A 25,438-nucleotide genomic window follows, 5' to 3' on the forward strand; every position below is an offset into this window, starting at 1 on the left:
GGGCTGCGCAGCAGCCCCAAAACCCGGCGCAGAGGCGTGCCTGATACACCGCATTTGTCTTCCTAAGGGGCGCTTCGCACCCCAACGCGGGGCAAGCCCGCTCGCCACAGGGGTCCCCGTTTACTGCGCGACAGCGCCACCTCCCACATTTGATCTTCATTGCTGCTGGCGGCTGCATCCGCCGCACCAGCCTTGCGAACCGAACCCCAACAACCACCACCACTCCACTTTGGGAGCTGTCGAGCTCCGGCGAGGCTGCGATAGCGGTGTGTCAGGCACCATAGAAGTTGGCAATGCCGCCTCCATCGCAGCCTCGCCAGGGCTCGACAACTCCCACATTGATCGTCACTGTGGCTGAGCACTGCGCCGGTCGCGCCAAATCATCACGATCTGTTTGAGGAGCCACGAATACCGCTATGAGTTTCCTCGGTACCTTCCGCTCCCTGCGCAGCCCCAACTACCGCATCTGGGCCGCAGGGGCGTTGGTCTCTAATGTCGGCACCTGGATGCAGCGCACTGCCCAGGACTGGCTGGTGCTGACCCAGTTGACCCCGCACAACGCTGCGGCGGTTGGCATCGTCATGTCGTTGCAGTTCGGGCCGCAGTTGCTGTTGCTGCCGTGGACCGGCTTTGCCGCCGACCACTACGACCAGCGCAAGTTGCTGATCGTCACCCAGGCGCTCATGGGTCTGCTGGCGCTGACGCTCGGGGTGTTCACCATCACCGGGTTTGTCGAGCTGTGGCACGTGTATGTGTTCGCGTTTTTGTCCGGCTGCGCGTCGGCGTTCGATGCGCCGGTGCGGCAGATTTTCGTCGCGGAGTTGGTGGCCGAGAAGGATTTGTCCAACGCCATCGCGCTCAATTCCACCTCGTTCAATATGGCGCGCATGATCGGCCCGGCCGTGGCGGGCCTGACCATCGCCTCGGTCGGTACCGGCTGGGCATTCCTGCTCAATGGCAGCAGTTTCTTTGCGGTGCTGGTTTCGCTGTTTTTCCTGCGGGTGTCGGGTCAGCACGCCAAGGTGCGGGCGCTGCGTACCAAGGGCAGCCTGACCGAGGGCCTGCGCTATGTGTGGGCGCGACCGGACTTGAAGGCGATCCTGCTGATGTTGTTTCTGATCGGCACCTTCGGCATGAACTTCCCGATTTTTATCTCGACCATGGCGGTGACTGCGTTCCATACCGATGCGCGCGCCTTTGGCCTGCTTTCATCGACGCTGGCCATCGGCACCATTGCCGGCGCCCTGCTGGCCGCCGGACGCGAGCGGCCGCAGTTCAGGTCGTTGCTCAACGGTGCGGCGATCTTCGGGATTGGCTGCACGCTGGCAGCCCTGGCGCCGAACTATTGGTTATTCGCCGTCGCGCTGGTGATCATCGGCGTCGGTGCCATGACCTTCAGCAACACCACCAACAGCCTGATGCAACTCACCACCGAACCCGCCATGCGCGGCCGGGTGATCGCCCTGCGCGTCGGCGTGGCCCTGGGTGGCACACCGATCGGTGCGCCTATCGTCGGTTGGATCGCTGACCACCTGGGCCCGCGCTGGGCGCTGGGGGTCGGCGCGTTGTCGGGCATCCTGGCAGTGGGGGTGGCGATCTACACCCTGCGGCATCGGTTGGATCGGCCCAAGTAACCCTCGCATCAGCCACCTTGTATAGGGGGGTGGGGTATGACACCATCCGTCCCACTATAGGTAGGGGGGGTATACCGTGAGCCATATCGCAGCCAACAAAGACAGCCTGATAAAACGGGTAAAACGCATCGCCGGGCAGATTCAGGCAGTGGAAAAAGCCCTGGAGTCGGACGCTGACTGCGCCAAGACCCTGCACCTGGTGGCCGCTACGCGCGGCGCCATCAACGGCTTGATGGAAGAGATCATCGAAGAACACGCCAGGGCGCACGTGGCAGACCCCTCCCTCAGCGAGGAAGAACGCAACAAGGGTGTCGAAGAACTGCTCGAAGCCATCCGGCGTTACGCCAAATGACGCTCATGACAAACCACGCCCACGACCATGTGTTCCTCGGCGCGGCCCACGAAGAGAACGCCAGGCGCACCCTGTGGGTGGTGATGCTGACGGTGGTGATGATGGTGGCGGAAATTGCCGCCGGTTACCTGACCGGCTCCATGGCCCTGCTGGCCGACGGTTTTCATATGGCCACCCATGCGGGTGCCTTGGGCATTGCCGCCGCAGCCTATGCCTACGCCAAACGCCACGCGCGCAGCCCGCGCTACAGCTTCGGCACCGGCAAAGTGGGCGACCTGGGTGGCTTCGCCTCGGCGCTGATCCTGGCGCTGGTGGCCCTGGGCATTGGCGTCGAGTCGGTGATCCGCCTGCTGGAACCCACCGAGGTGCAGTTCGGTACCGCGACCCTGATTGCCATCGTGGGCCTGGTGGTGAACATCGTCAGTGCGCTGTTGCTGGGACACGGCCATAGACACGGGCATGACCACGACGACGAACATCATCACCACGGCAACGACAACAACCTGAAGTCCGCCTATGTGCATGTGCTCGCCGATGCGCTGACCTCCGTGCTGGCCATCGCCGCGCTGCTGGCCGGCCGTTACCTGGGCTGGGTGTGGCTGGATCCGGTGATCGGTATCGTCGGCGCCATCGTGATTGCGCGTTGGGCCTGGAGCCTGATGGGCGCGACCGCCGGCGTGCTGCTGGATCAGACCGATGAGCACGTCGCTGCCGAGATCCGCGAGTTGGTCGAACACCCCGGCGACGCCAGGATTACCGACCTGCACGTATGGCGCGTGGGCCCCGACGCCCACGCGGCGATTGTGAGCGTGGTCGGCCAGCCGACGACGGATGCAGACAGCATTCGCGAGCGCCTCAAGCCGGTACATGAAGTGAGCCACCTCACCATTGAGTTTCGTTCGGCGTGAGTGCGCCCCTTTACCCCATTTCCAGGTGACACCTTGGCTAAAGACATCGAAAACCCCTGCGTCTCCACCTGCCAGCTCAGCGGCGACCTGTGCGTCAGCTGTGGCCGCAGCAAGGACGAAATCCGCAAGTGGAAACGCATGAAGCGCCCCGAGAAAATGGCCGCCGTGCAACGCGCAACCCAACGCTTGAAGGCATTGAAAAAAGCCAAGTAAGCCGCTTGATCAGGAGCGCCCAACCGACCCCGACACCGGCAGATTACCCAGCAATTTGAGCCCGGTGCTTTTCACGAAGGTGTCGTAGTCCATCGGCTTCTGGATGCGCGTTTCGGCGTTGGGCAGCACGTAGGCCCAGGCGCGCTGGCTGGAGGCGTCGTACACCAGCTTGAACAGGCGCGTCGGCACCCAGACCTTGTTGTCGCCGATGGTGCTGTAGCCTGGGTCGAACAGCGGCCCGGTGAACACATACACGTCACCGCCCGCGCGCACCGCGAACTTGCGTACGTCGGCCTCGACCTTGCTCCAGATCTTGCGGTTGTTGGTGGGGTCTTGGGGCACCATGTTCGACAGCGAGAAGGATTGGGCCATGGCACGCGCGTTGGGTGCGTCGGCGGCCGGAGCCTGGTGGCCACGGTCCATGGCCGGGTGCTGGCTGCGGTAGTCACTCAGCTCCGCACGGCCACTTTTGGGAATGCGTGGGTCGGCGTAGAACTGGTTGGTGCGCTCCTCACCTTTGGCATTTTTCAACTGCCTGGTGTTCAGGCGTTCGACCACCACCAGTGGGGTCTTGCTGGTTTGTGAGTAGAGCACCGCAAACGTCTCGGAACACAGCGCCAGCGGCTTCATCGACGCCGGGACGGTGGCCGTCTTGATCGGCGCAGCGCCAGGGAAGAGATCGGCGCAGCCATCGAATGAGGCGCGTTGCTCGGTGGGGGTGTAAGGGTTTGCCAGACTGCGGGCTTCTACAGCGGTAGAAAGCAAAACAAGGGCCGACAGCCCGACTGCGATGGTGCGTAGGTACATGCTTTAAATCTTATGGTGAGGGTAACGGATGAGCGCGAATGTTCGTGCGGGGCTTATGGACCCTGATTCGTGTGTTTGGTGCCGCGAGACTCACGGATAAGGTTGAACCTCTCCTACGCCTAGGGGCTCAGAACCCTACATCCTCGGGAGAAACCTATGACCCAGACCGCATTAGTCGTGGGCGCCAGCGGCATCGTTGGCAGCGCCATCACCCAGTTACTGCTTGAACACCAATGGCACGTTGCAGCCCTGTCCCGTCAGCCCTCGCAGGTGCCGGGGGTGATTCCGGTCGCCGCCGACTTGCAGGACCCGGCATCGCTGCAACAGGCCCTGGCCGATCTGAAACCCACCCATGTGTTCATCACCACCTGGTCTCGCCAGGCCACCGAAGCCGAGAACATCCGCGTCAACGCCGCCATGGTGCGCAACGTGCTGGACGCCGTGCGCCCCGCCGGGAGCGTGCAGCATGTGGCGCTGGTCACCGGCTTGAAGCACTACCTCGGGCCGTTCGAAAACTATGGCAAGGGCAGCCTGCCGCACACCCCGTTCCGCGAAGAACAAGGCCGCCTGGACGTCGAGAACTTCTACTACGCCCAGGAAGATGAAGTGTTCGCCGCCGCAAAAAAGGACGGCTTCACCTGGAGCGTGCATCGCCCGCACACCGTCACCGGCGTGGCGGTGGGCAACGCAATGAACATGGCGACCACCCTCGCCGTCTACGCCAGTGTCTGCAAACACACCGGTCGCGCGTTTGTATTCCCAGGCTCCCGCGTGCAATGGGACAGCCTCACGGACATGACCGATGCGCGGCAGTTGGCCCAGCAACAGTTATGGGCGGCCACCACGCCCGCTGCCGCCAACCAGGCGTTCAACATCACCAATGGGGACGTGTTTCGATGGAAATGGATGTGGGGCCAGATCGCCGATTATTTTGGCCTTGTACCCGCAGAGTTCCCGGCCAAACCCTCGCCGCTTGAGCACCAGATGGCCGATGATCAGGCGGCCTGGAGCGAGATCGCGGCCAAACACGGGTTGAAAGAAACCGACATCAGGCGCTTGGTCTCACCCTGGCACACCGATGCCGACCTGGGGCGTCCGATCGAGGTGGTCACCGATATGTCCAAGAGCCGGAAGATGGGGTTTACCGCCTACCAAGCCAGCGACCAGGCATTTTTTGATGTATTCGATCAGTTGCGTGAAGCGCGGTTGATCCCTTGAAGAAACTGGCCGCTATTCACTGGCGGCCGTTTTTCTTTCAGTGGCCGGCAACGTTCGGTTTGCCAGTACTGCGCGCCCCCGGTTTGAAGCCATGGGCGTGCGCCGCCGCAGTGATCAACAACGCCACGCCGATCAATACCAACATCGCCCAGGGAAATGCCGCCACGCCCCAGCGGTCCAGCAACACACCGCCTGCCACGCCGCTGCCAGCAATCGCGCTGTTCCACGCCACCACGTTCAGCGACAACGCCACATCCGCGCCGTCCCCCGCCGCATCCGCCAGGGCGGTTTGCAGCAAGGTCGCCGCGCCGCCGAAGCTCAGGCCCCAGACGGCCACGCCGAGGTAGATCACCAGTGGCACATTCCCCAGCACGCCGAATAGCACGCTTACCGCCGCGAACATCACTAGGCTAACCAGTACGGTGTTGCGCAATAACGGCTCGACCAACCTGGCCGTGATCCAAATCCCCGCCAACGCAGCGATCCCGAAGACCAGCAACACCAGGTCCACGCGCTCGGCCAAACCGGCCGGCGCCACGAACGGGGCGATGTAGGTGTACAGAATGTTGTGCGCCAGCATCCAACTGATCACCACGGCCAGCACGGGGCGAACGCCCGGCGTGGTCAGCACCTTGCGCAGCGACAGGCGTTGATGGGCGGGCTGCGGCGCGTAGTCCGGGACTTTCACCAGCACCCAGGCGATCAGCACCAAGCTCACGGCGGACATCAGGCCGAACGTGGTGCGCCAGCCCACCAGGCCACCGAGCCAGGTGCCCAACGGCACACCCAGCGACAGCGCAATCGGCGTGCCGACCATCGCCAGCGCGAGCGCCTTGCCCTGTTGATGGGGCGCAACCATGCGCCGCGCGTAACCGGCCAGCAGGCTCCAGGCCAACCCCGCCGCCACCCCGGCAAAGAAGCGCGCCACCAGGGTCACACCATAGTGGGACGACAGCGCGGTGATCGAGTTGAACAGCAGGAAACCGACGATGGTCAGCAGCAGTACATTGCGCCGGCGCCAACCACGGGTGGCGATGGTCATGGGGATCACCGCCAGCACCGAGCCCAGTGCGTAGGCAGTGACCATCTGCCCGGCCATCGACGGGGAAATCCTCAGGCCGTCGCTGATCAAGGGCAACAGGCCGGCGGGCAGGGTTTCGGTGACGATGCAGATGAAGCCGGTCATCGCCAGGGCGAGCAAGGCACCAATGGGCAGGCGCTCGGATGGGGCCGATAAAGTGAGTGAGGGGGTCACGGGAAACTCCTGGGGCGAGACTTAGATACTGATCGATCTAAATGTTGCAGGCGATCGGTGCACGTTGTCAACGACTTATGTATCGACTAGTATTTATCTCGCTTTCCCACCGGAGACCTGACATGGCACAAATGGGCCGCCCCCGCACCTTCGACCGCGAACACGCCGTGGAACAGGCCATGCACCTGTTTTGGCAGCATGGCTACGACGCCACTTCCCTGGCCCAACTCAAGGCGGGCTTGGGTGGCGGGATCTCCGCGCCGAGCTTCTATGCGGCGTTCGGTTCCAAGGAAGCGCTGTTCGACGAGTGCGTGCAGCGCTACCTGGCGACCTACGCCCAAGTCACCGAATGCCTGTGGGACGAAAGCCTGCCCCCGCGCCAAGCCGTCGAAACCGCGCTGCGCCAATCGGCGCGCATGCAGTGTGAAGACGGGCACCCCAAGGGCTGCATGGTCGCGCTGGGCGTAATGAGTGCGCCCAGCCCGGAAAATGCGCGGGTGGCCGATGCGCTGACCCAGTCGCGCCTGCGCACGCGGGCGGGGATTGTGGCGTGCGTGGAGCGCGCGGTTCGATTGGGCCAGTTACCGCAACACACCCAACCGGCCGTGCTGGCGAGTGTGTTTGACAGTTTTTTGCAGGGGGTTTCGATACTGGCGCGGGACAATGTGCCCCATGCGACCCTCGACGCGGCGATCAGTCAACTGCTGCTGAGCTGGGATGTTGCCGCGTCTATTGCACCGCCCATTCACCACAGCGCTGCCGCAAAAAAACCCTAACCCGCGAGCCGACTAGAACAACAATCGCGAAAAATCGCAGCAGGTTTGCGCCATGCGTGCCACGTCCTGGTTCAAGCCAAATTGGCGGTCCACCCGGTGCAACGTCACATACTGGATACTCGGCAGTTCCGGCTGCGTGACCAGTGCACGCAACGCCCCCTGCTCGATCAGGTGGGACAAACACGCCTTGGGCAAATAACTCACGCCTATCCCCGACAGCGCCAACCCCACCTGCACCAGCAAGTTATGGCTGGTCAGCGTGCGCGGCATCTGCACATTGTGCGCGGCCAGCCAACGTTCGTAGATCAAGCCGGTGCCTGACTGCGAGCCTTGGGTCAGCACGGTGTAGTCGGCCAGCACTTCCAGGCTTACAGGGTCGGGATGAGGGATCAGCCCTGGCGCGCAGATCCAGGCGTTTTCCACGCATTGCAGCGCGGTGCTGTGGAAGCGCGGGTCGCTGTAGACGTCCGGCACAATCACCAGGTCGAGCTGGTCGCTTTCCAGCTTGCGAAACAGTTCGCTGCTCAGCTCCACCGACGGCTCGATCTGCACTTTGGGGTAGGCCTGGCGCAGCGCTTCCACCAAAGCCGGCAGCCAGGTCAGGGCGGTGAGTTCGGTGACGCCGAGGCGAAAACGCCGCACCAGCACTTCGCGGGCGCTGACCCGTTCGAGCAGCTGGTCGCGGCTGTTGAGCAGGTCGCGGGCGTAGTCGAGCAACTCACCGCCCTTCTCCGTCAGCCGGGCGTTGCGCTTGCTGCGGTCGAAAATCTCCACATCGAACGTGTCTTCCAGCTCCTGGATGCGCTTGGAGATGGCCGACTGAGACATGTTCAGCTTGTTCGCCGCCGCTTCAAAGCTGCCCAGTTCGGCAATCCAGTACAGCGCATCGATTTGCTTGAAGGTGATCATGGCGGCCAACTCATGAGAAAAAGCGATGCTATCACATCATAAAATATCGCTAAAACTCTTCGATCATCACTCCTAAGATCCGGCCATAGCCCATCGCTATCTAACAACTCTGGAGATTTGCCATGTCCTTGCCCGGTTCACGCATCCTTCCCAACGCGCCCATGGCCCCGGCCGAACTGGTCGAGGCGTTTGCCCATGTCGTCACGCCGCATATCAGCGACAACCTCGGCCGGCATATCGGCGCCCGTGGACTCACGCGCTACAACCGCAGCGGCAAGCTGGTGGGCACGGCGATCACGGTCAAGACCCGTCCCGGCGACAACCTGCTGATCTACAAGGCCATGAGCATGCTGCAACCCGGCCATGTGCTGGTGGTGGACGGCCAGGGCGACACCAACAACGCGGTGATCGGTGAACTGGTCAAGCTCTACGCCCAGCAGCGTGGTTGCGTGGGGTTTGTGATCGACGGCGCGATTCGCGATGTCGCCAGCTTCGAAGACACCCCGTGCTACGCCCGCGCTGTGGTGCATACCGGCCCGTACAAGACCGGCCCCGGCGAAGTGAACGTGCCGGTGTCCATCGGCGGCATGGTAATCAACCCCGGCGACCTGTTGGTGGGTGATGAAGACGGCCTGGTCGCGTTCTCCCAGGCCGACGCCGCCGAAGTGCTGCGCCGCGCCGCGCAACATGCCGAGCACGAGGAAGCGGTCAAGGCCGAAATTGCCAGCGGTGCGGTGCGCCAGAGCTGGATCGACAAGGCCTTGAACAACGCCGGCCTGGTGTGAAGGAATCCGAGATGAGTACTGCCTTTTTGTCGGACCGCGTCCTGGGCATTGCGCCCTCCCCCAGCATTGCCGCCAACGCCCTGGTCACCGAGTTGCGCGCCCAGGGCCGCGACATCGTCAACTTCACCGTGGGCGAGCCGGACTTCGACACTCCGGCGCATATTCTTGAGGCCGCCAGCCTGGCGATGCACAGCGGTGATACCCATTACACGGCCACCACCGGCACCCTCGCGCTACGCCAGGCCATCTGCCTGAAACTGCAGCGCGATAATGATGTGGTGTATGGCCTCGATGAAGTCGTCGCCGGCTGCGGTGGCAAGCACATCATTTATCACGCGCTGGCCGCCACCTTGAATCGCGGCGATGAAGTCATCGTGCACACGCCGTATTGGGTGTCGTACCCGGACATTGCGCGGCTCAACGATGCCACGCCGGTGATCATCCCCGGCGATGAACACCTGGGTTTCAAGCTGTCACCCGCCGCCCTCGAAGAGGCGATCACCCCGCGCACCAAATGGGTGATCCTCAACAGCCCGAACAACCCCAGCGGCGCGGTCTACAGCGAAGCCGAGCTGCTGGCCCTGGCGCAGGTGTTGCGTCGTCATCCCCATGTGCTGGTGATGGCCGACGAGATCTACGAACACTTCGTCTACGGCGACGCCCGGCATGTGCCGCTGACACGCCTGGCGCCCGACCTCAAGCCACGCACGTTGATCGTCAACGGCGCGTCCAAGGGCTACGCGATGACCGGATGGCGCCTGGGTTTTGGTGCCGGACCGGCGTGGTTGATCGCGGCCATTGCCAAGTTGCTGTCGCAGACCACTACCTGCCCGAGCTCATTGAGCCAAGCCGCTGCGGTGGCAGCGTTTGCCGGTGACCAAGCACCTATTGCCGCGATGCGCGAGGAGTACCAGCAACGCCGCGCACTGATGCTGGAGCGACTGGCCGACATTCCCGGCCTGAGCATCATCCCGCCCGATGGCGCGTTCTATGTGTTCGCCAACGTCAGCGGCCTGATGGGTAAGCGCACCCCCGAAGGTGATCGCCTCGACAGCGACACCCAACTGGTGGACTACCTGCTGCGCGACTACGGCTTGGCCACGGTCAGCGGCGCGGCGTACGGCATGTCGCCGTATGTGCGCCTGTCGTTTGCGAGTTCGCAGGAAGTGATCGAAGAAGGATGCCGCCGCCTCAAAGACGCATGCCACGACCTGCGCTGACGGCCACCCGCAACACCCGGCGGCCAGCGGACGGCTGCCATTTGACTGCCTAGAACAACAACTTAAAAATCATTGATCTCAAATGAGGCATTCCCATGCACACGCCCCGTATCGCGCTGGTCTGGCAAATCATGATCGGCTTGCTCGCCGGTATCGCCATTGGTGCCCTGCTGCACCGCTTTCCCGAATCCCGGCCGTGGCTGGTGGACAATCTCCTGCAACCGGCGGGCGATATCTTTATCAAGCTGATGAAAATGATCGTGGTGCCCATCGTGTTTTCCTGCATGGTGGTGGGTATTGCCGGGCACGGTGACGGCAAGTCCCTGGGCCGTATCGGGGTCAAATCCCTGAGCTACTTTTTCTGCATCACCACCCTGGCGATCATCATCGGCCTGGTCATGGGCAACCTGCTCAAGCCCGGTGCCGGCACTGAACTGTCCAGCCTGCACGCGGCGAATATCACCCTGCCCACCAGCAACGGCGCCGGTCATAGCCTGGGGCAGATCATCGTCGGCATCATCCCCGACAACGTGGTCAACGCGATGGCCCAGGGCAGCCTGTTGTCGGTGCTGTTTTTTGCGGTGATGTTCGGCCTGGGCGTGGCGCGCTTGCCCGCCGAGCGCAAGGACCCGGTCATCGCACTGTTGCGCGGCGTCAGCGACGCGATGTTCAAGGTCACCTCGATGATCATGGCTTACTCGCCCATCGGCGTATTCGGCATGATCGCCGTGACCGTGGCCAACTTCGGCTTCAGCTCGTTGCTGCCGCTGGCCAAGCTGATCATGGTCAGCTATGTGGCCATCGCCTTCTTTGTACTGGTGGTGCTCAACCTGGTCGCGCGCGTGTGCGGGATCAACCTGTTCGCGCTGATGCGCCATATCAAGGATGAACTGGTGCTGGCCTTCTCCACCGCCAGCTCGGCGGCGGTGATGCCGCAACTGATGAAGAAACTCGAAACCTACGGCGTGCCGCCGTCACTGGTGAGCTTTGTGGTACCGGTGGGTTACTCGTTCAACCTCGACGGCGCCTCGTTGTTCCTCGGCATCGGCACGTTGTTCGTCGCGCAGTTGTATGGCATTGACTTGAGCCTGGGCGATCAGGCCTTGCTGGTGGTGACCATGGTGCTCACCTCCAAGGGCGCGGCCGGGGTGCCGGGGTTCATGTTCGTGATTCTCTCGGCCACCCTCGCCAGCGCCGGTCTGCCGTTGGAAGGCATCGCGTTTATCGCTGGGGTGTACCGCTTGATGGAGATGCCGACCACCGCACTGAATGTGCTGGGCAATGCGTTGGCGCCGTTGGTGATTGCCAAGTGGGAGGGGCGTGAGGTGCAGGCTGGGCATGAGTCGAGGGGGAGAAATGCTCCCTCGCTGTAATGTGAACGCTACGAATAAAGGCGCTCCGAAGAGCGCCTTTATTCATTTCAGCCTTACTGCTCGCTGATGGATTTCACCTCAGCCTTGGCAGCACCGCCAATCGCAATGCGCTTAGGCTTGGCTTCCTCCGGAACCACCCTGAGCAGGTCGATGCTCAGCAACCCGTTGGCGAGTTGCGCGCCCTGCACTTCAATGTGGTCGACCAGGCGGAACGACAAACGGAACGCACGCTGGGCGATGCCTTGATGCAGGTAGGTGATGCCCTCGTTGTGTTCACGCTTGCCACCGGCGACGGTCAACACACCTTTTTCCACCTGGATCTCCAGGTCATCCTCCACCAGGCCTGCCGCCGCGATGACGATCCGGTAGTGATCTTCACCGTGCTTTTCGACGTTGTGGGGTGGGTAGGTGGTACCGGCCTCGCTGCGAAGCGCCGATTCAAAAAGGTCGTTGAAACGGTCAAAGCCGACGGAATGACGGAACAGTGGGGCCAACGAAAGAGTAGTAGCCATTGCAAAATCTCCTGAGTTTTCTCCAAGTGATTTGAGACGCGACCCGTATTCGGCATCGCGTAAAACCTAAGTAGGTTCAGGGGAAAAAATTTCAAGCGGTGCCAGCAAAAAATTTTTTGGTGCTGTGATTGCTTGAAGAGAGGCTGTAGCGCTGGCGTTGATCACCCCGGAAAAATCCAAGGCAAAAAAAAGCCTGCATCGCTGCAGGCTTTTCCTATCTGGCTCCACGACCTGGACTCGAACCAGGGACCCAATGATTAACAGTCATTTGCTAGCTGTTAGTCGAAACGATGCCACGGAAGAGCGTGGTGGAGAGATAGGGTTACTGCATAGCGTGAGCCGCATGAACGCAGCACGCCACGAAAGTTAGTCGGGTTGGATTGGGTTGTCAAAGCGTGGCAAAGCAATGACTTGTAGGAAAAGGAGGCGGCGGCAGTCAGCTAACGGGCCGTCTCCAATGCGTGTCTGATCGCGTCGACCTCTACATGGCGGACTTCAGAGGGGGGTTGTAACAATACGGGGGAGCAGTAACAGAGTTCAGACTAAGGTTAAAACGACAAACCAGATAATAGAGTCGTGCCCCCTTTCTCTGTCTGAGAGTTCCCTTATTTTCTCACCTAAGTAGCCAGCCCTCTCGCCAACAAACTCCAACGCATGAGAACCAGCCATATTACTGATGGCCTCAGCTGAAACTTAAACATAGATCTTTAGTTGGTTAGTTATCGATCACCCACTTTTATACCCCAGAGCGCCACGCACAAAATTATCCAGCAGCAAATAAATGGCATCCTCTCCTCTGCCCATAATCCAGTCAGCAAAATATCAAGCATCTGAGGCAATCAGGAATCAACGCCAACAACTTGCATCATCCAGTCATCCCTAAGCCCAACCAAAATATTCATAACATTCGAATACGTTAAAAAAGGTATAGATAATGATATGTTAGATACCCCACAAACTATGTCCAAAGGAACAAAAAAATCCAAGTCACCTGAGTGACTAGCATTTGAGAATAACTCCACACTTAGGTGACTTCGGACACTAAAAATATCACCATAAAAAACCTTACACATCAACTCACCCCCCCCAAAAGCAAAACCATCCAGATATATATCTAACCGCCCTTCTTCAAGATTGGTAGAAAATATGACTTGGCCATCTTCAGCCTCCGTATAAAAATGGCCTCGACCTAAAGCCTGTATGCTTTTCATTCTTTTCTCAAGAGTTCGACGAATTTTCATTTTCCAATACCCTTTAAAAACTCCTTCAAGCCATCTTTTGTCGCTGGAAAGCTGAAGGAAAAGTTCTGATTGACATTATTAATGCTACCAGTCCCGAGCATAGAGCCTTCCGGTGATGCATAGCGCCCTCTCAACGTAATTGTTTTTGCGCCTTGGGACTGAGAGTAAGCAAGCATTTTCTTCAACGGCCCAACCAACTCAGCTGCGCCATCGGCGCCAACCCCGAAAAATCCTTTAGATGTTCCAACTGCAAATTCATCAAATATTATTTCATTATTATTCAGAGTGACTTTTGGCGAGTAAATCGTTCCTACACCATTCGCTGCATCAAAAGATGCTTTTCCTAAATCCTTGGGTATTCCTTTCGCACTAGCCTTGCCCACACCAAACAGGACAGCTGAGGGTCTGAACAGCCTACCATCCCCCCACCGCCACCGCCCAAACGACGCCCAGGCGCCGCTTGGGAACCCAACTTTACCGAGCCAGGGTTTCAGAAGCCGCAGTACGAGGGGACATCGACTGGCACCTTGACCTTCCAGATTGATGCGCGAATGTACAAGGGCCTGCGCAGAAACTGAAAGGATAGCCAGGCCAAGCGCCTTGAAGACAAGCTTCCCGAGATCCTCGACAACCTGGTCATTGCGGCAGCCTCTGCCAAGGTGGTTCGCGAAGAAGACGAGGCCCGTCGGCAAAAATGGGCGGAAGAAGACCGTGAACGTACCCAGACAGCACGGGAAGACGAGATCCAGCGCCGGCTTCGCCAAAGCCTGGTGACCCACACCGAACAGTGGGAGCGGGCCGAGCGGTTGCGACGTTTTATCAAGGCTGTGGAGCTGCGGCAGGAAGCGATGCCGAGCCCTGATCAAGCCAAGGCGTGGCTTGCCTGGGCTCGCGAGCAGGCAAATCGTTTGGATCCTCTTCAGCAGGAGCTGGGCGAGGTCACCGAGCTTGCGGTTGAGCTGGAGAGTTGGTTCAGCGAGTCAAGCTTTGGGCGTAAGGAAAAGGATTGGTGGGGGTGAAGCACCATTCGAAGACATCTACCCCCAAGCCCTCCACCGTAGCAAAGCGAAACCAAAAGCCATCCACCCACATACAAGCACTACTTTCAAGCGGTGCTTACCCAGCTAGGAGCAGCCGACCTCTCATATAAGAAAACATCGTTCACATCACACTCCGGGTACACCCATTTACTCCAGTTATCAATCAGCCACCTTGTCGAAATCCCGTGACCAGGAGCACGACTTTCGATAGGGAGCTGAATGAGCATCAACCCTGACTTATTACCAGACGCAACGACCAAAGAGTGCCCAAATTTCTCATCCGGGAGATCAACAACCATGAAGTCCACAACACTTTCATACGGCCAACTTGCTGGCAGTCTAAATATATAGCCGCGCGAAATCAGCTCACCTGCATACTCAACCAGCTTAACACATGCCATTACTTTACCCTCAGATCATGAGCACCAGAAGAGTCTTTTGAATTATCTACAGGACTAAGATCGAACTTAACCTCTCCCATATGCGCTCCGCTCCTACCATTTAACTGCTCGAATCTACCATGCTGGGTATCAACCGAATAGATAAAACCATCACCACCGACATAAACATCTCGCGAATTCATCCTACTGAGACGGCGATCTTTCTTCCACCCAAGCGAATCAGAAAGAAAATAGGAGTCAGACCAACATTCTAATTTTTAAAGAGTAATTCTGCTGGGCTTTATAAAAAAGTGGTCTGACCCCGATTTCTTGAGTTCCATCATCAACGGCTGAAGGCCTTCTACATTTAAGCTTTGCTCTTCGTCCAAGCTGCCTTGCAAGTCAAAATAATTCTCATCTAACTGTGCAGCTAAAGCATCTAGCCCAAAAACCTGATTAGTCGTGAGTTTATTACCAGATTGTAGATACCTAAGAGACTCGGCAAAAATAAAAACTTCTAGTGGGCAGTCCTGAAATCAGGTTCGCAAGCCACTTCTACAGCACGTCTTCGTTATTCCTCACTGACTACCTTAAGTTTTTCTACAAAGCTTTTCTCAACTATTTCTAAGCGCATAATTATTATTTAGTCTCTGGCAGTGGTTTTAATGACGCGGACACATCCTGTGCGCTCTTTAAACTACAACTGCCAAAATGTCAGACAGACGCCATATTCATCGAGAAGATCGTCAGCAATTTCAAACTGAAATACCTTCTCTGGAAAGGCATCGGATAAAGCGCGCTTCCAATATCTAGTGATCTGTTCAGCAAATAAATGACAAAGACGATAATCATCTTCCGACAGACCCACTTTAAATACGGGTCTGCCCGGTGCATCCTCCCACTTTGAAAAGAACTGATTTATTGAAAAAATATTTATGTATCGTTCAACGTCTCTACGCGATGTACTTTGTTCCAACACACTAGATTCGGTCTCAACCAGCCCGTTCAAATGAAATTTTTGTGGATCGTATTGCTGAGCGTTGGGCAGCCAGAAAATGTGACCATTGACCTCAATAAAATCAGGAGAGAGCAAACCCAGAACAGAAATTGCCTGTTCTAATGAAACCAAGTGCCCTACATATGAAAAAAACTCTCCGGAGCCAATATCTGAAACAAACAGACTCAACGACTCTTTAGAAATATTACCCTGATAAACCTTCATCATTTCAACCCCAAGCTATCAAAAACCGACTGAGGAACATTTCCCTGGTAGAGCAAGAAGGTGCATAGAGCGACGACAGCGAAGGCTGATTATCCAGATCATCGGCGCAGAACGCGCCCAGATTGACGCCAACCGTGGTTTTACCCGGCCCGCCTTTGGTTGAAACGACCGCAGTGACTTTCATGATATTTACCTCTGAATCGTAGGATTTGAGATGCATTCATGCTGGCCACGCTGTGCGCTTTGATCACCCCGGAAAAATCCAAGGCAAAAAAAAGCCTGCATCGCTGCAGGCTTTTCCTATCTGGCTCCACGACCTGGACTCGAACCAGGGACCCAATGATTAACAGTCATTTGCTCTACCAACTGAGCTATCGCGGAATGCGCCGTATGTTACTGATTGAAAAGGAGAAGTCAAGCTTTCCCTGAGAATCTGGCGGATTCATCCGCATGACCGGTTGAAAGCTGTTGCTCCTTGGCCAGCTCCAGCCACGCGCGCACGGCGGGTGGCAGGTGGGCGCTGGCGCGCCAGGCTAGGGCGATGTGCCAGTCTGTATGGGGTTCGTCGAGGGGGATCAGGGCGATGTCGGCGTGTTGGTGTTTGTGCGCCAGCATGCGTGGCAGGAAGGCGACGCCGAGACCGGCGGCGACCAGGTCAACGATGAAGTCGATCTGCCCGCTGCGCGCGGCCACGCGGGGTGTCACGCCTTTGCGCTCGCAGGCAGCGAGGATCTTGCCGTTCAGGGCGAAGCCGGCTTCGAAGAGGATGAACGGCGAGTCCGCCAGGTCGGCGAAGTCGATGCGTTGACGCTGGGCCAGGGGGTGGCTCCTGTGCAGCACGGCCATCAGCGGTTCGTTGCGCACGGGCTGATAATCGAAGCCTTCGTCGACCGGCAGCAGCAGTGCAGCGAGGTCGACCTCCCCCGCTTCCAGGCACTCGCGCAATCTTTTGCTGCCGTATTCGGTGAGTTCGATGTCGATGTCCGGGTAACGACTGCGATAGGTAGCAAACATCGTCGCAAACAGTACACCACACCCCACCGGTGGCAGGCCGATGCGCAGCACGCCGCGCTTGAGGCCACGCAGGTCGTTGATCTCGGCGACCAGGTCGTGGTGTTCGGCGAGCAGCACCAAGGCACGACGGTAGGCGATTTCACCGGCGGCGGTGAGTTCGTTGCGGTGGCCCAGGCGGTCGAGCAGCGGCATGCCGAGTTCCTCCTCCAGGGTCTTGACCGCCTTGCTCACCGTGGATTGGGTCAAGGCCACCACCTCGGCGGCTTGGGAGAATCCGCCCTGGCGCACCACTTCGACAAACGTGCGCAACGTTCTCAAGTTCATGGGTATTCCTTTAGCGACTGGATGCTAGCGATAAAAGTTGTTTTTATCATGACAGATAGTTGCCTATCCTGACCCGCCCAGCCTTGTGGAGATACGCTTCATGATCATCTCGTCCGCCTCCGACTATCGCGCAGCGGCCAAACGCAAGCTGCCGCGCTTCCTGTTCGACTATATCGACGGCGGCGCTTACGCCGAGCACACGATGCGCGCGAACAGTTCGGACCTGGCCGAGATCAGCCTGCGCCAGCGCGTGCTGCGCAATGTCGACAACCTGAGCCTCAAGACCACCCTGTTCGGCCAGGCGCTGGATATGCCGGTCATTCTCAGCCCCGTCGGCCTGACCGGCATGTATGCGCGGCGCGGCGAAGTACAGGCGGCCAAGGCGGCGGCGAACAAGGGCATTCCGTTCTGCCTGTCGACGGTGTCGGTGTGTTCGATTGAAGAGGTGGCGTCGCAGAGCCCGCAGTCGATCTGGTTTCAGCTCTATGTGCTCAAGGACCGTGGCTTCATGCGCAATGCATTGGAGCGGGCGCAAGCTGCCGGGGTTACCACCTTGGTGTTCACCGTGGACATGCCAACGCCCGGCGCGCGATACCGCGACGCCCACTCGGGCATGTCCGGGCCGTTCGCGGCGCAGCGGCGCATGCTGCAAGCCGTCAGCAAGCCGCAATGGGCGTTCGATGTGGGCCTGATGGGCCGCCCACACGATCTGGGCAATATCTCCAAATACCTGGGCAAACCCACCCATCTGGAAGACTACATCGGCTGGCTGGCCAATAACTTCGACCCGTCGATCAGTTGGAAAGACCTGGAGTGGATCCGCGAGTTCTGGAAAGGCCCGATGATCATCAAGGGCATCCTCGACCCCCAGGACGCCAAGGACGCGGTGAGTTTCGGCGCCGATGCCATCGTGGTCTCCAACCATGGCGGCCGTCAGTTGGATGGCGTGCTGTCCACCGCCAAGGCGTTGCCAGCGATTGCCGAAGCCGTGGGTGATAATCTGACGGTGCTGGTGGACTCGGGCATCCGCTCCGGGCTGGACGTGGTACGCATGCTGGCCCTGGGCGCCAAGGCTTGCCTGCTGGGGCGCGCAACCGCCTACGCATTAGCCGCCGACGGGCAGCAAGGAGTCGAGAACCTGCTGGACATCTTCGCCAAGGAAATGCGCGTGGCCATGACGCTGACCGGCGTCACGTCTATTGACCAGATTGACCACAACATCCTGGTGCAATCAGCCAAATAACTGACGTCACTGCTCAATGACTGTTTTTGAGGTAAAAAACAGTCATTGATTTATAAAGGTTTTTATTAATTTAAACGAAATGGCATGAATCTCGCTCTAACACCTTCCAAGCAGGTAAAGCGATGACAAGACGTGCGGCGGGGCCCAGGGGTTATAACCCTTTGCAAAGCGGTCTAAACTGTTTCCAATGTTTTACGGAACTGACGGAACAGTAAGACGCTTGGCACCCGCCACTCTCATCGAGCCTGTAAGACAGCTAAGTGCTTAGAGGCCGTTCTCTTATGAAAACACCAACCCAGACCAACGCAATTGACTTCGACAGTGCAAAATTGCAACGCCTGGGCTTTGGTCAGCCATCCCTCCTCCCACGCCGACCCACGACCGTCCCGCAACTTCGCCAGCAACTGGGCATGCTGCTGCAGACCAGCCTGGAGCCGGATCGCATCCTCGCGGTGTTTTTCCGTGAAGTTCAGCGCCTGGTGCCCCTCGACGCCCTGCACTATCGCCACCAGACCAGTGACCTGCGCCTGGAGTTCGGCCACCGTGGCCACCATTCGGTCAGCTACAGCCTGAGTCACGAAGGCGAGCACCTGGGCGAGTTGATCTTTCGTCGCAACCAGCGCCTGCTGGAAGAGGAACTCGGCCAGCTCGAATCCCTGTTGTCGACCCTGCTCTACCCGATGCGCAACGCGCTGCTGTACCGCGCCGCCACCCGCAGCGCCCTGCGTGATCCGTTGACGGAAACGGGCAATCGCATTGCCATGGACCAGACCCTGCAACGGGAAATCGATATGGCGCGCCGGCACATGCAGCCGCTGTCCCTATTGATGCTGGACATCGACCACTTCAAGAACATCAACGACACCCACGGTCATGCTGCGGGCGATAGCGTGTTGCGCGCCGTTGCCGCGGCGATCAAGAGCCAACTGCGTAATGTGGACATGGTGTTTCGGTTTGGCGGGGAAGAGTTTCTGATCCTGCTGTCCAACACCGGCCGGGATGCGGCGGCCATGGTGGGTGAACGCTTGCGTAAGGCGGCACAGGCCCAGGATTATTGGGCGGAAGGTACACGGATCGAATTGACGGTGAGCCTGGGCTGCTCCACCTTGCTGGCTGCCGAGTCTGGCGAAAGCCTGTTGCGCCGGGCCGACAGCGCCCTGTACGTGGCCAAACGCGAAGGCCGCAACCGCCTGGCGATGGCGGGGTAAGCACCCCGCCCGCCCTTACATCAGGCTTCGCTGGCGACGCGCGCCTGTCGCTCGCGCACCGCCACTGGCGCTTTCTCTTTCTCCAGGCGCATGCAACTTTCCAGGAACAGGTACATGTAGTCGTAGCTCTTGCACACGGCCTGGCGCAGCTCTACCTGCAACGCCTTGCTCGGGTTCATCCCGGCCAGGGTGCAGATGATTTCCAGCGCCTCCCAGGGGTGGGCGTCATCGTACTGCGCGTGCATCTTCAGCCACTTCATCGCACGTTTGCGCTCTTCCTCGGGGAAGGCGGCTGCGTAGACGCCGGTGGAACACACCACGGCCGACCACTCCCCAGTCGCCCCTTCAATGGCGTAGTTGGTCGCGGCAATCGCAACGATCAGCGAATCGGCCGAACTGGTATGCCAGCACCAATGGCTCAGTGCATGCAGCTCCGGGGGGACGTTCTGCGCCTGCAACTCTTCCAGGCTGACGCCATGGGCACGGGCCCAATGCACCCAATAATCGGCGTGGTTAAGTTCCACGCGAATATTGCGCATCAGCCAGCGGCGCGCCATGTCCTCTCCAGGGTGGCGGGCAAATTTGGTCTTGGTGAGGTTCTGTGCCATGTACAAGGCGAACTGTTCCACTACAGGCCAGCCACCGATCAGGTAATGGCGCATGGTCTTGGCGCTGAGCGTGTTATCACGCATGCGCTGGTACAGTTCGTGTTCGACAACGCGGCGCTTGCTCTCACTACAGTCCTGGATCAATTGCTGCGCCCAGGCGGGGTAACTTGAGGCTTCCATAAGCGGGCCGGTTCGGTTGAAGGTGTCGATCACAGTCGGGCTCCTTTTTAAGTGTGATGTACAGACCAGCAGAGATTTCAGCGGAATGTGCCGGGCGCCTTCAATAACAGAGGCTGCGGCCGTACAGGTCGACACTGCAGGCTGTCAAAGGTAAACAATTGCGGTCGTTCAATCAGGTAGCCCTGAGCGTAATCCACACCAATGTCGAGTAGAGCCTGTTCGATTTGCGGTGTTTCAACAAACTCGGCAATTGTGCGCTTACCCATGACATGGCCGATGTGATTGATCACTTCAACCATTGCGCGGTTAATCGGGTCGTCCAGCATATCCTTTACGAAACTTCCATCGATCTTCAGGAAGTCTACAGGTAAATGTTTGAGATAAGCGAATGAGGACATTCCGGCGCAAAAGTCATCCAGCGAAAAATGGCAACCTAAGGCCTTGAGTTCATTAATAAAGCGGATCGCACTGCCTAAGTTTGCAATGGCGCTGGTTTCGGTAATTTCAAAACAGATCATGCTCGGCGGAATATTGTAAGTATGAAATTTCTCGCGCAGGAATCCGAGAAAGTCATCATCGCCAATCGTTATACCTGACAGATTAATCGCACATATGGCCATGGGGCGGCCCGGACGCTCGTGGATGCAACGGGCGATAAGCGCAAATACGTTCTCCACCACCCAGCGGTCCAGGGACGTCATCAAACCGTAGCGCTCGGCGGCCGGAATGAAGCTGTCCGGCAGGATCACGCGACCCGCCTCATCGTGCAGGCGCAGCAGGATTTCAATATGCCCATTGCCGCCGTCGGTGTGCCCGAGCGGTGAGATTTCCTGGGCGTACAGGCAAAAGCGGTTCTCCTCCAATGCCATGTGCAGACGCTGTACCCAGGCCATTTCGCCAAAGCGCACGGACAGCTCGGAGTCATCGGCGTGGTACACCTGCACCCGGTTGCGGCCTTTTTCCTTGGCCATGTAGCACGCCATGTCGGCGGCCCGCAGGGAGGTCTCCAGGGTGGTCGGGGTGCTCGATATATGCACCAGCCCGATACTCACGGTGGTCATGAACGGCCGCCCCTTCCAGACAAAATGCAGGTTTTGCACGGTATGGCGCAGGCTTTCGGCGATTTTTTCCGCCACCGCTGCCGGGCAGTTCTCCAGCAGGATGCCGAATTCATCGCCCCCCAGGCGCGCCAGGGTGTCACCTTCGCGCAGGTCCGATTGCAGCAGCGCACAGATGTGCCGCAGCAGTTCGTCGCCTGCCGCATGCCCGCAGGTGTCGTTGACCAGCTTGAACTGGTCCAGATCCAGGAACATCAACGCATGCCGCCCGCTCTGCGCCTGCCCTGCCGGGTGCAGCACCTGTTCCAGGCGGTATTCGAACTCGCGGCGGTTGGCCAGGCCGGTCAGGGCGTCATGGGTCGCCTGCCATGACAGGTTGGCGATGTATTGACGCTCCTGAGTCATGTCATGCAGCACCAGCACCGCGCCCGAGATCTTGCCGGCGCTGCGGATCGGTGCCCCCACCAGGGTGACCGAGACCGTGCTGCCATCCAGGCGCTGGATCGTTTTCGAGTGTTCTCGGCCGCCGCTGAGTTGGCCCTTGACGATGTGTTCGATCAGGGTGAATCCGTCAGGCTGGGCATTGTCATCCAACAAATTGAACAACGCGGCCAGCGGCAGGCCCTGGGCCTGGTTCGAATTCCAATGGGTCAGCGCCTCGGCCGCTGGGTTCATATACGTGATCGCACCGTCGACATCAGTGGTGATCACGCCATCGCCAATTGACTCCAGGGTAATCTGCGCCCGCTCTTTCTCTTCCTGCAGCGCATCGGCGAATGCGTGACGCTGGGCCAGCAGCTTATGGGTTCGCAACAGCGCCAGTACGATCAGGCCCAAGGCCGTCGCCAGATTAGTGATGACCAGCAACCGCAGGATCATCCGCGAGCCTTCACCCAAGGCATCGCTGAAGGCCTTGGCCGCGGGTGTCACACCGTCGTTGATCGCGATGATGTGCGCCTTCCACTGGCGCACATCGTTAGCGCCGACCTGGTCGCGAGTGACCGCTTGGTGCATCTCGCGGGCGAGGTCATTGAGTTGAACCAGGTAGCCATCGCCGACCGTCCATAGCTGGATGGCTTTTTCCAGGTAGCTGAAATGGCGAAAGTTGAGGTACAGCCAAATCAGGCTGGAGACGTCATCCGGGTGGTTGCCGCCCTTGAGGATACCCAGGCGGGCCGCAGCAAGGTCGGGCACAGGACCGTCGAGGGCAATGCGCAGCTCGTGCCCGCCCTGAGGCACGGCAATGGCCTGCTGGTATTTGAGGTAGGTGGCTTCGTCGCGATTATCGGCGTAGAGGGTCAGGTAATAGATAGCGTCTTTCTGGCCCTTGGACCACAGGCTCTCGCCGGCCACATAACCACGCACGGCAGAAAGCATGTAGAGACTGACGCACCCCAACAATGCCTGGAACAACACCACGGCGATAAAGGGCCAGACAATGCCTAACAGCCTTGGCGTTCCTAGAATCCGCTTTTGCTTCATGAAGTCCCTTGCACATGCACTGCTGGATACGCACGCGAACATCCGGTTCCGATAGCTCAGCCTAGGCTAAATCAACGCACTTGTTGCAAGTGTCCATAGAGTTTGGCGTACAGGCCGCCATCGGCAATCAGTTGCTGATGATCCCCGTCCTCAGCAATGTGACCGCCGTCGAACACTAATACTCGATCGGCTTGTTTTACCGCCGACAGACGGTGAGCGATGATCAGTGTAGTACGGCCACTGAGGAAGCGCGCCAGTGCCTGGTGCAGGTTGTACTCGGTGGCGGCGTCCAGGGCAGAGGTCGCTTCGTCGAGGATCACCACCTTGGGTTCGGCCAGGACCATGCGTGCAATCGCAAGGCGCTGCCGCTGCCCGCCTGAAAAACGCACCCCGGAACGCCCCACCACACTGTCCAGACCCAAGGGCAGTGCCTTGACGGTAGCATCCAACTGGGCGATTTCCAGGGCCTGCCAACAGGCTTGGTCGCTACGTTCACGGCCCATGGTCAGGTTGGCGCGCACGGTGTCGTTGAACAGCGCCGGGTGTTGCAGCACCACCGCGACGTGCTCGCGAATGGTCTCCAGGCCGATCTCCTGCTGGGTGGCACCGCCGAAACGGATACTGCCCGCCAGCGGTGTGTACAGCCCGAGCAACAGTTGCACCAGGGTGCTCTTGCCTCCGCCGCTGGCGCCGACAATCGCCACCTTCTCACCGGGCGCGATGGTCAGGTTCAACTGGTTGAGTACCAGGTCTTCGCCGTAGCCGAAGTCCAGGCCACGCACTTCGATGCCCACGGTTTCGCGTCCGGTGAACGGGTCTTCACCGCCGGCGTACTGCGGCTCGTCGGCACGCGCCAGCAGTTCGTTGATCCGCGTCAGCGCCCCGCCCGCCGCGTAGTAGGCGTATTGCAGGTTGAGCAGTTGCTCCACCGGGCCGATCATGAACCACAGGTAGCTGAATACCGCGAGCATTTGGCCGATGGACAGGTCGGAAAACAGCACGGTGAGCATCGCCGCCGCACGGAAGATGTCGATACCAAACTGGAACAGCAAGCCACTGGCGCGGCTGGAAGCGTCGGTTTTCCATTGCGAATGAATGGCGTAGTCGCGCACTTCCTGGGCCCGCTGGCCGAGGCGTCCAAGGAAAAAGCCCTGGCGGTTGCCGGCGCGTACTTCCTGAATTGCATCCAGGGTTTCGGTCAGGGCCTGGGTAAAGCGCGAGGTGCTGTCGTTTTCCAATTTCTTCAGGTGCTTGACGCGCTTGCCCAACTGCACCGTGGCGTAGATCACCAGCGGGTTGAACAGCAGGATCAGCAACGCCAGTTGCCAGTGCATCCACACCAGGATCGCCGAGGTGCCGACCAGGGTCAGCATGGCCACCAGGAAACGGCTGAGGGTTTCGCCGACGAATTTGTCCAGCGTATCCAGGTCGGTGACCAGGTGGGTGGTGACGGTACCGCTGCCCAGGCTTTCGTATTCGCCGAGGGAAATACGCTTGAGCCGTTCGATCAGGCGCACGCGGATGCGGTACACGATGTCCTTGGCCAAGCGCGCAAACAACCGGGCCTGCACCACGTTGAACAGCAGCGCACCGCAACGCAGAAGCAGGGTCACCAGCAGCATCAGGCCGATATAGCCGGCGGCTTTCTGCCAGACCAGGGGCAATGCGTGGTTCATCACCTTGAGCGCGGCATCACCATGGCCCAGCAGCACTTCATCCACCAGCAGCGGGAGCAACAGGGGGATAGGCACGCTGCACAGGGTCGCCAACACGGCAACACCATTGGCGATCCACAGGGATTTCTTATGGCGCAGGGCCAGGCGACGAACTTCCGCCCAAGTCAGTCGATCAGTGCGTTTGGGCTGGTCATACACAGGCAGCTCGCTCCAACCAACGGGCGAGCAACGGCGACAGCTCGGACAGCGGCTGATAGCCGTTAGTCAGCAACGCCAACTGGCCGTTACGCTCGGCGAGCAAGGTCGGAAAACCGGCGATGCCCAGGTCCTGGACCCAGGTGAAATCAGCCGCCGTGGCGGCGTGCTGCTCGGCGCGGTCGAACGCGCCGGCAAACTCGATACGCGGGATGCCCGCCGCCTCGGCCAGCTCCACCAGCACGCTGGCGAGGGTCACGTCGCGCCCCTCGACATAAAACGCGCGCTGGATCAGGCCCAGCAAGGTCCATGCGCAATCCGGCGCCAGGCTGCGCGCAGTGACGATGGCACGGCACGCAGGCTCGGTGTCGTAGACAAAGCCGTCGGGCAACGCGCCGTCGCGCTTGAACGGCTGGCCGGTGGCGTCGGTGACCGCCTGCCAGTGCTCAAGGATGTAGCGCCGCGTGGTCGGCTCCAGTGCCGCACCACTGCCGGTACGCAAGCCGCCCACCACCAGGTGCACGTCCACGCCGGCCGCCTGGGCCTGCTCAACCAGCGCCTGCGCCACCGGGGCAAACCCCCAGCACCAGGAACACATCGGATCC

At 59.5% G+C, this 25,438-nt stretch carries 24 protein-coding genes, 2 tRNA genes and 1 pseudogene; 12 read left to right on the forward strand and 15 right to left on the reverse strand.

The features are described 5' to 3' along the window. Nucleotides 1-416: 416 nt before the first annotated feature. From J1G35_RS12240 to J1G35_RS12255, 4 genes are all read left to right on the forward strand, one after another. Nucleotides 417-1,634 carry an MFS transporter gene (locus J1G35_RS12240; RefSeq protein ID WP_223015078.1) on the forward strand — a complete coding sequence of 406 codons (1,218 nt, stop codon included), beginning with the start codon at nucleotides 417-419 and terminating at the stop codon, nucleotides 1,632-1,634. Nucleotides 1,635-1,710: 76 nt separating this feature from the next. After that, nucleotides 1,711-1,986, forward strand: coding sequence for a metal/formaldehyde-sensitive transcriptional repressor (locus J1G35_RS12245; RefSeq protein ID WP_032885919.1), 276 nt, complete (start codon nucleotides 1,711-1,713; stop codon nucleotides 1,984-1,986). Next, nucleotides 1,983-2,894, forward strand: a complete 912-nt coding sequence (gene dmeF / locus J1G35_RS12250; protein ID WP_223015079.1) for a CDF family Co(II)/Ni(II) efflux transporter DmeF — start codon at nucleotides 1,983-1,985, stop codon at nucleotides 2,892-2,894. The genes J1G35_RS12245 and dmeF overlap by 4 nt, the downstream gene beginning before the upstream one ends. A 33-nt stretch (nucleotides 2,895-2,927) precedes the next feature. Continuing rightward, a complete protein-coding gene (locus tag J1G35_RS12255) occupies nucleotides 2,928-3,107 on the forward strand; it encodes a DUF1289 domain-containing protein (protein ID WP_053130903.1) in 180 nt (59 codons plus the stop codon). Nucleotides 3,108-3,116: 9 nt separating this feature from the next. Here the strand turns inward: J1G35_RS12255 and J1G35_RS12260 are convergent, their stop codons facing one another. Continuing rightward, nucleotides 3,117-3,914: a DNA/RNA non-specific endonuclease gene (locus J1G35_RS12260; protein WP_223015080.1), complete on the reverse strand. Its 798-nt coding sequence runs from the start codon at nucleotides 3,912-3,914 to the stop codon at nucleotides 3,117-3,119. A gap of 156 nt (nucleotides 3,915-4,070) precedes the next feature. On the opposite strand from J1G35_RS12260, the gene J1G35_RS12265 reads away from it, so the two are divergent. Beyond that, nucleotides 4,071-5,132: an SDR family oxidoreductase gene (locus tag J1G35_RS12265; RefSeq protein ID WP_223015081.1), complete on the forward strand. Its 1,062-nt coding sequence runs from the start codon at nucleotides 4,071-4,073 to the stop codon at nucleotides 5,130-5,132. 37 nt (nucleotides 5,133-5,169) lie between these two features. Here the strand turns inward: J1G35_RS12265 and J1G35_RS12270 are convergent, their stop codons facing one another. Then, nucleotides 5,170-6,387: an MFS transporter gene (locus tag J1G35_RS12270; RefSeq protein ID WP_223015082.1), complete on the reverse strand. Its 1,218-nt coding sequence runs from the start codon at nucleotides 6,385-6,387 to the stop codon at nucleotides 5,170-5,172. 122 nt (nucleotides 6,388-6,509) lie between these two features. On the opposite strand from J1G35_RS12270, the gene J1G35_RS12275 reads away from it, so the two are divergent. After that, entirely contained in the window at nucleotides 6,510-7,163 is a 654-nt protein-coding gene (locus tag J1G35_RS12275) for a TetR/AcrR family transcriptional regulator (RefSeq protein ID WP_223015083.1), read from the forward strand. A 12-nt stretch (nucleotides 7,164-7,175) separates the two neighbouring features. On the opposite strand, the gene J1G35_RS12280 is transcribed toward J1G35_RS12275, so the two are convergent. Continuing rightward, on the reverse strand, nucleotides 7,176-8,072 hold the full coding sequence (locus tag J1G35_RS12280; protein ID WP_223015084.1) for a LysR family transcriptional regulator: 897 nt from the start codon (nucleotides 8,070-8,072) through the stop codon (nucleotides 7,176-7,178). A 122-nt stretch (nucleotides 8,073-8,194) separates the two neighbouring features. Between J1G35_RS12280 and J1G35_RS12285 the strand changes: the two genes are divergently transcribed. The 3 genes from J1G35_RS12285 to J1G35_RS12295 all read left to right on the forward strand — a co-directional run bounded on the left by J1G35_RS12285 (nucleotide 8,195) and on the right by J1G35_RS12295 (nucleotide 11,450). Beyond that, entirely contained in the window at nucleotides 8,195-8,857 is a 663-nt protein-coding gene (locus J1G35_RS12285; RefSeq protein WP_223015085.1) for an RraA family protein, read from the forward strand. Between the two features lie 11 nt (nucleotides 8,858-8,868). Next, nucleotides 8,869-10,077, forward strand: a complete 1,209-nt coding sequence (locus tag J1G35_RS12290) for a pyridoxal phosphate-dependent aminotransferase (protein ID WP_223015086.1) — start codon at nucleotides 8,869-8,871, stop codon at nucleotides 10,075-10,077. 95 nt (nucleotides 10,078-10,172) lie between these two features. Beyond that, the gene (locus tag J1G35_RS12295) at nucleotides 10,173-11,450 is read left to right on the forward strand and encodes a cation:dicarboxylase symporter family transporter (protein ID WP_223015087.1); all 1,278 of its coding nucleotides are present in this window, start codon (nucleotides 10,173-10,175) and stop codon (nucleotides 11,448-11,450) included. A gap of 53 nt (nucleotides 11,451-11,503) precedes the next feature. On the opposite strand, the gene J1G35_RS12300 is transcribed toward J1G35_RS12295, so the two are convergent. From J1G35_RS12300 to J1G35_RS12315, 4 genes are all read right to left on the reverse strand, one after another. After that, entirely contained in the window at nucleotides 11,504-11,962 is a 459-nt protein-coding gene (locus J1G35_RS12300) for an Hsp20 family protein (RefSeq protein WP_053130927.1), read from the reverse strand. A 219-nt stretch (nucleotides 11,963-12,181) separates the two neighbouring features. Beyond that, nucleotides 12,182-12,275: transfer RNA gene (locus J1G35_RS12305), tRNA-Asn, on the reverse strand. Nucleotides 12,276-12,801: 526 nt separating this feature from the next. Further along, nucleotides 12,802-13,203, reverse strand: coding sequence for a hypothetical protein (locus J1G35_RS12310; RefSeq protein ID WP_223015088.1), 402 nt, complete (start codon nucleotides 13,201-13,203; stop codon nucleotides 12,802-12,804). After that, a complete protein-coding gene (locus J1G35_RS12315; protein WP_223015089.1) occupies nucleotides 13,200-13,586 on the reverse strand; it encodes a hypothetical protein in 387 nt (128 codons plus the stop codon). Before J1G35_RS12315 ends, J1G35_RS12310 begins: the two co-directional genes overlap by 4 nt. A 276-nt stretch (nucleotides 13,587-13,862) precedes the next feature. Here J1G35_RS12315 and J1G35_RS12320 point away from each other — a divergent pair, with 276 nt between their 5' ends. After that, the gene (locus J1G35_RS12320) at nucleotides 13,863-14,222 is read left to right on the forward strand and encodes a hypothetical protein (protein WP_053128165.1); all 360 of its coding nucleotides are present in this window, start codon (nucleotides 13,863-13,865) and stop codon (nucleotides 14,220-14,222) included. 1,098 nt (nucleotides 14,223-15,320) lie between these two features. Here the strand turns inward: J1G35_RS12320 and J1G35_RS12330 are convergent. The 4 genes and pseudogenes from J1G35_RS12330 to J1G35_RS12345 all read right to left on the reverse strand — a co-directional run bounded on the left by J1G35_RS12330 (nucleotide 15,321) and on the right by J1G35_RS12345 (nucleotide 17,183). After that, entirely contained in the window at nucleotides 15,321-15,848 is a 528-nt protein-coding gene (locus J1G35_RS12330; RefSeq protein WP_262417271.1) for a hypothetical protein, read from the reverse strand. Between the two features lie 97 nt (nucleotides 15,849-15,945). Further along, a pseudogene (locus tag J1G35_RS12335) lies at nucleotides 15,946-16,029 on the reverse strand (ParA family protein); the annotation flags it as partial. 121 nt (nucleotides 16,030-16,150) lie between these two features. After that, a tRNA-Asn gene (locus J1G35_RS12340) sits at nucleotides 16,151-16,226 on the reverse strand. Nucleotides 16,227-16,259: 33 nt separating this feature from the next. Continuing rightward, nucleotides 16,260-17,183 carry a LysR family transcriptional regulator gene (locus J1G35_RS12345; RefSeq protein WP_223015090.1) on the reverse strand — a complete coding sequence of 308 codons (924 nt, stop codon included), beginning with the start codon at nucleotides 17,181-17,183 and terminating at the stop codon, nucleotides 16,260-16,262. Nucleotides 17,184-17,283: 100 nt separating this feature from the next. Between J1G35_RS12345 and lldD the strand changes: the two genes are divergently transcribed. Both lldD and J1G35_RS12355 read left to right on the forward strand, forming a co-directional pair. Continuing rightward, on the forward strand, nucleotides 17,284-18,426 hold the full coding sequence (gene lldD / locus J1G35_RS12350; RefSeq protein ID WP_223015091.1) for an FMN-dependent L-lactate dehydrogenase LldD: 1,143 nt from the start codon (nucleotides 17,284-17,286) through the stop codon (nucleotides 18,424-18,426). A 281-nt stretch (nucleotides 18,427-18,707) separates the two neighbouring features. Next, nucleotides 18,708-19,634, forward strand: a complete 927-nt coding sequence (locus J1G35_RS12355) for a GGDEF domain-containing protein (RefSeq protein ID WP_223015092.1) — start codon at nucleotides 18,708-18,710, stop codon at nucleotides 19,632-19,634. Between the two features lie 20 nt (nucleotides 19,635-19,654). Here the strand turns inward: J1G35_RS12355 and J1G35_RS12360 are convergent, their stop codons facing one another. The 4 genes from J1G35_RS12360 to J1G35_RS12375 form a co-directional block, all read right to left on the reverse strand. Next, nucleotides 19,655-20,455 carry an iron-containing redox enzyme family protein gene (locus J1G35_RS12360; RefSeq protein ID WP_223015093.1) on the reverse strand — a complete coding sequence of 267 codons (801 nt, stop codon included), beginning with the start codon at nucleotides 20,453-20,455 and terminating at the stop codon, nucleotides 19,655-19,657. Nucleotides 20,456-20,499: 44 nt separating this feature from the next. After that, nucleotides 20,500-22,962 carry an EAL domain-containing protein gene (locus J1G35_RS12365; protein ID WP_223015094.1) on the reverse strand — a complete coding sequence of 821 codons (2,463 nt, stop codon included), beginning with the start codon at nucleotides 22,960-22,962 and terminating at the stop codon, nucleotides 20,500-20,502. A gap of 71 nt (nucleotides 22,963-23,033) precedes the next feature. Continuing rightward, a complete protein-coding gene (locus J1G35_RS12370; protein ID WP_053129438.1) occupies nucleotides 23,034-24,836 on the reverse strand; it encodes an ABC transporter ATP-binding protein in 1,803 nt (600 codons plus the stop codon). Next, nucleotides 24,829-25,431 (reverse strand): DsbA family protein, encoded by a 603-nt coding sequence (locus tag J1G35_RS12375; RefSeq protein WP_172681448.1) that lies wholly within the window; start codon nucleotides 25,429-25,431, stop codon nucleotides 24,829-24,831. Before J1G35_RS12375 ends, J1G35_RS12370 begins: the two co-directional genes overlap by 8 nt. Between the last annotated feature and the right edge of the window lie 7 nt (nucleotides 25,432-25,438).

Origin of the sequence: Pseudomonas sp. SH10-3B (assembly GCF_019891415.1) — a bacterium.
In the GTDB taxonomy this organism is placed as follows: domain Bacteria; phylum Pseudomonadota; class Gammaproteobacteria; order Pseudomonadales; family Pseudomonadaceae; genus Aquipseudomonas.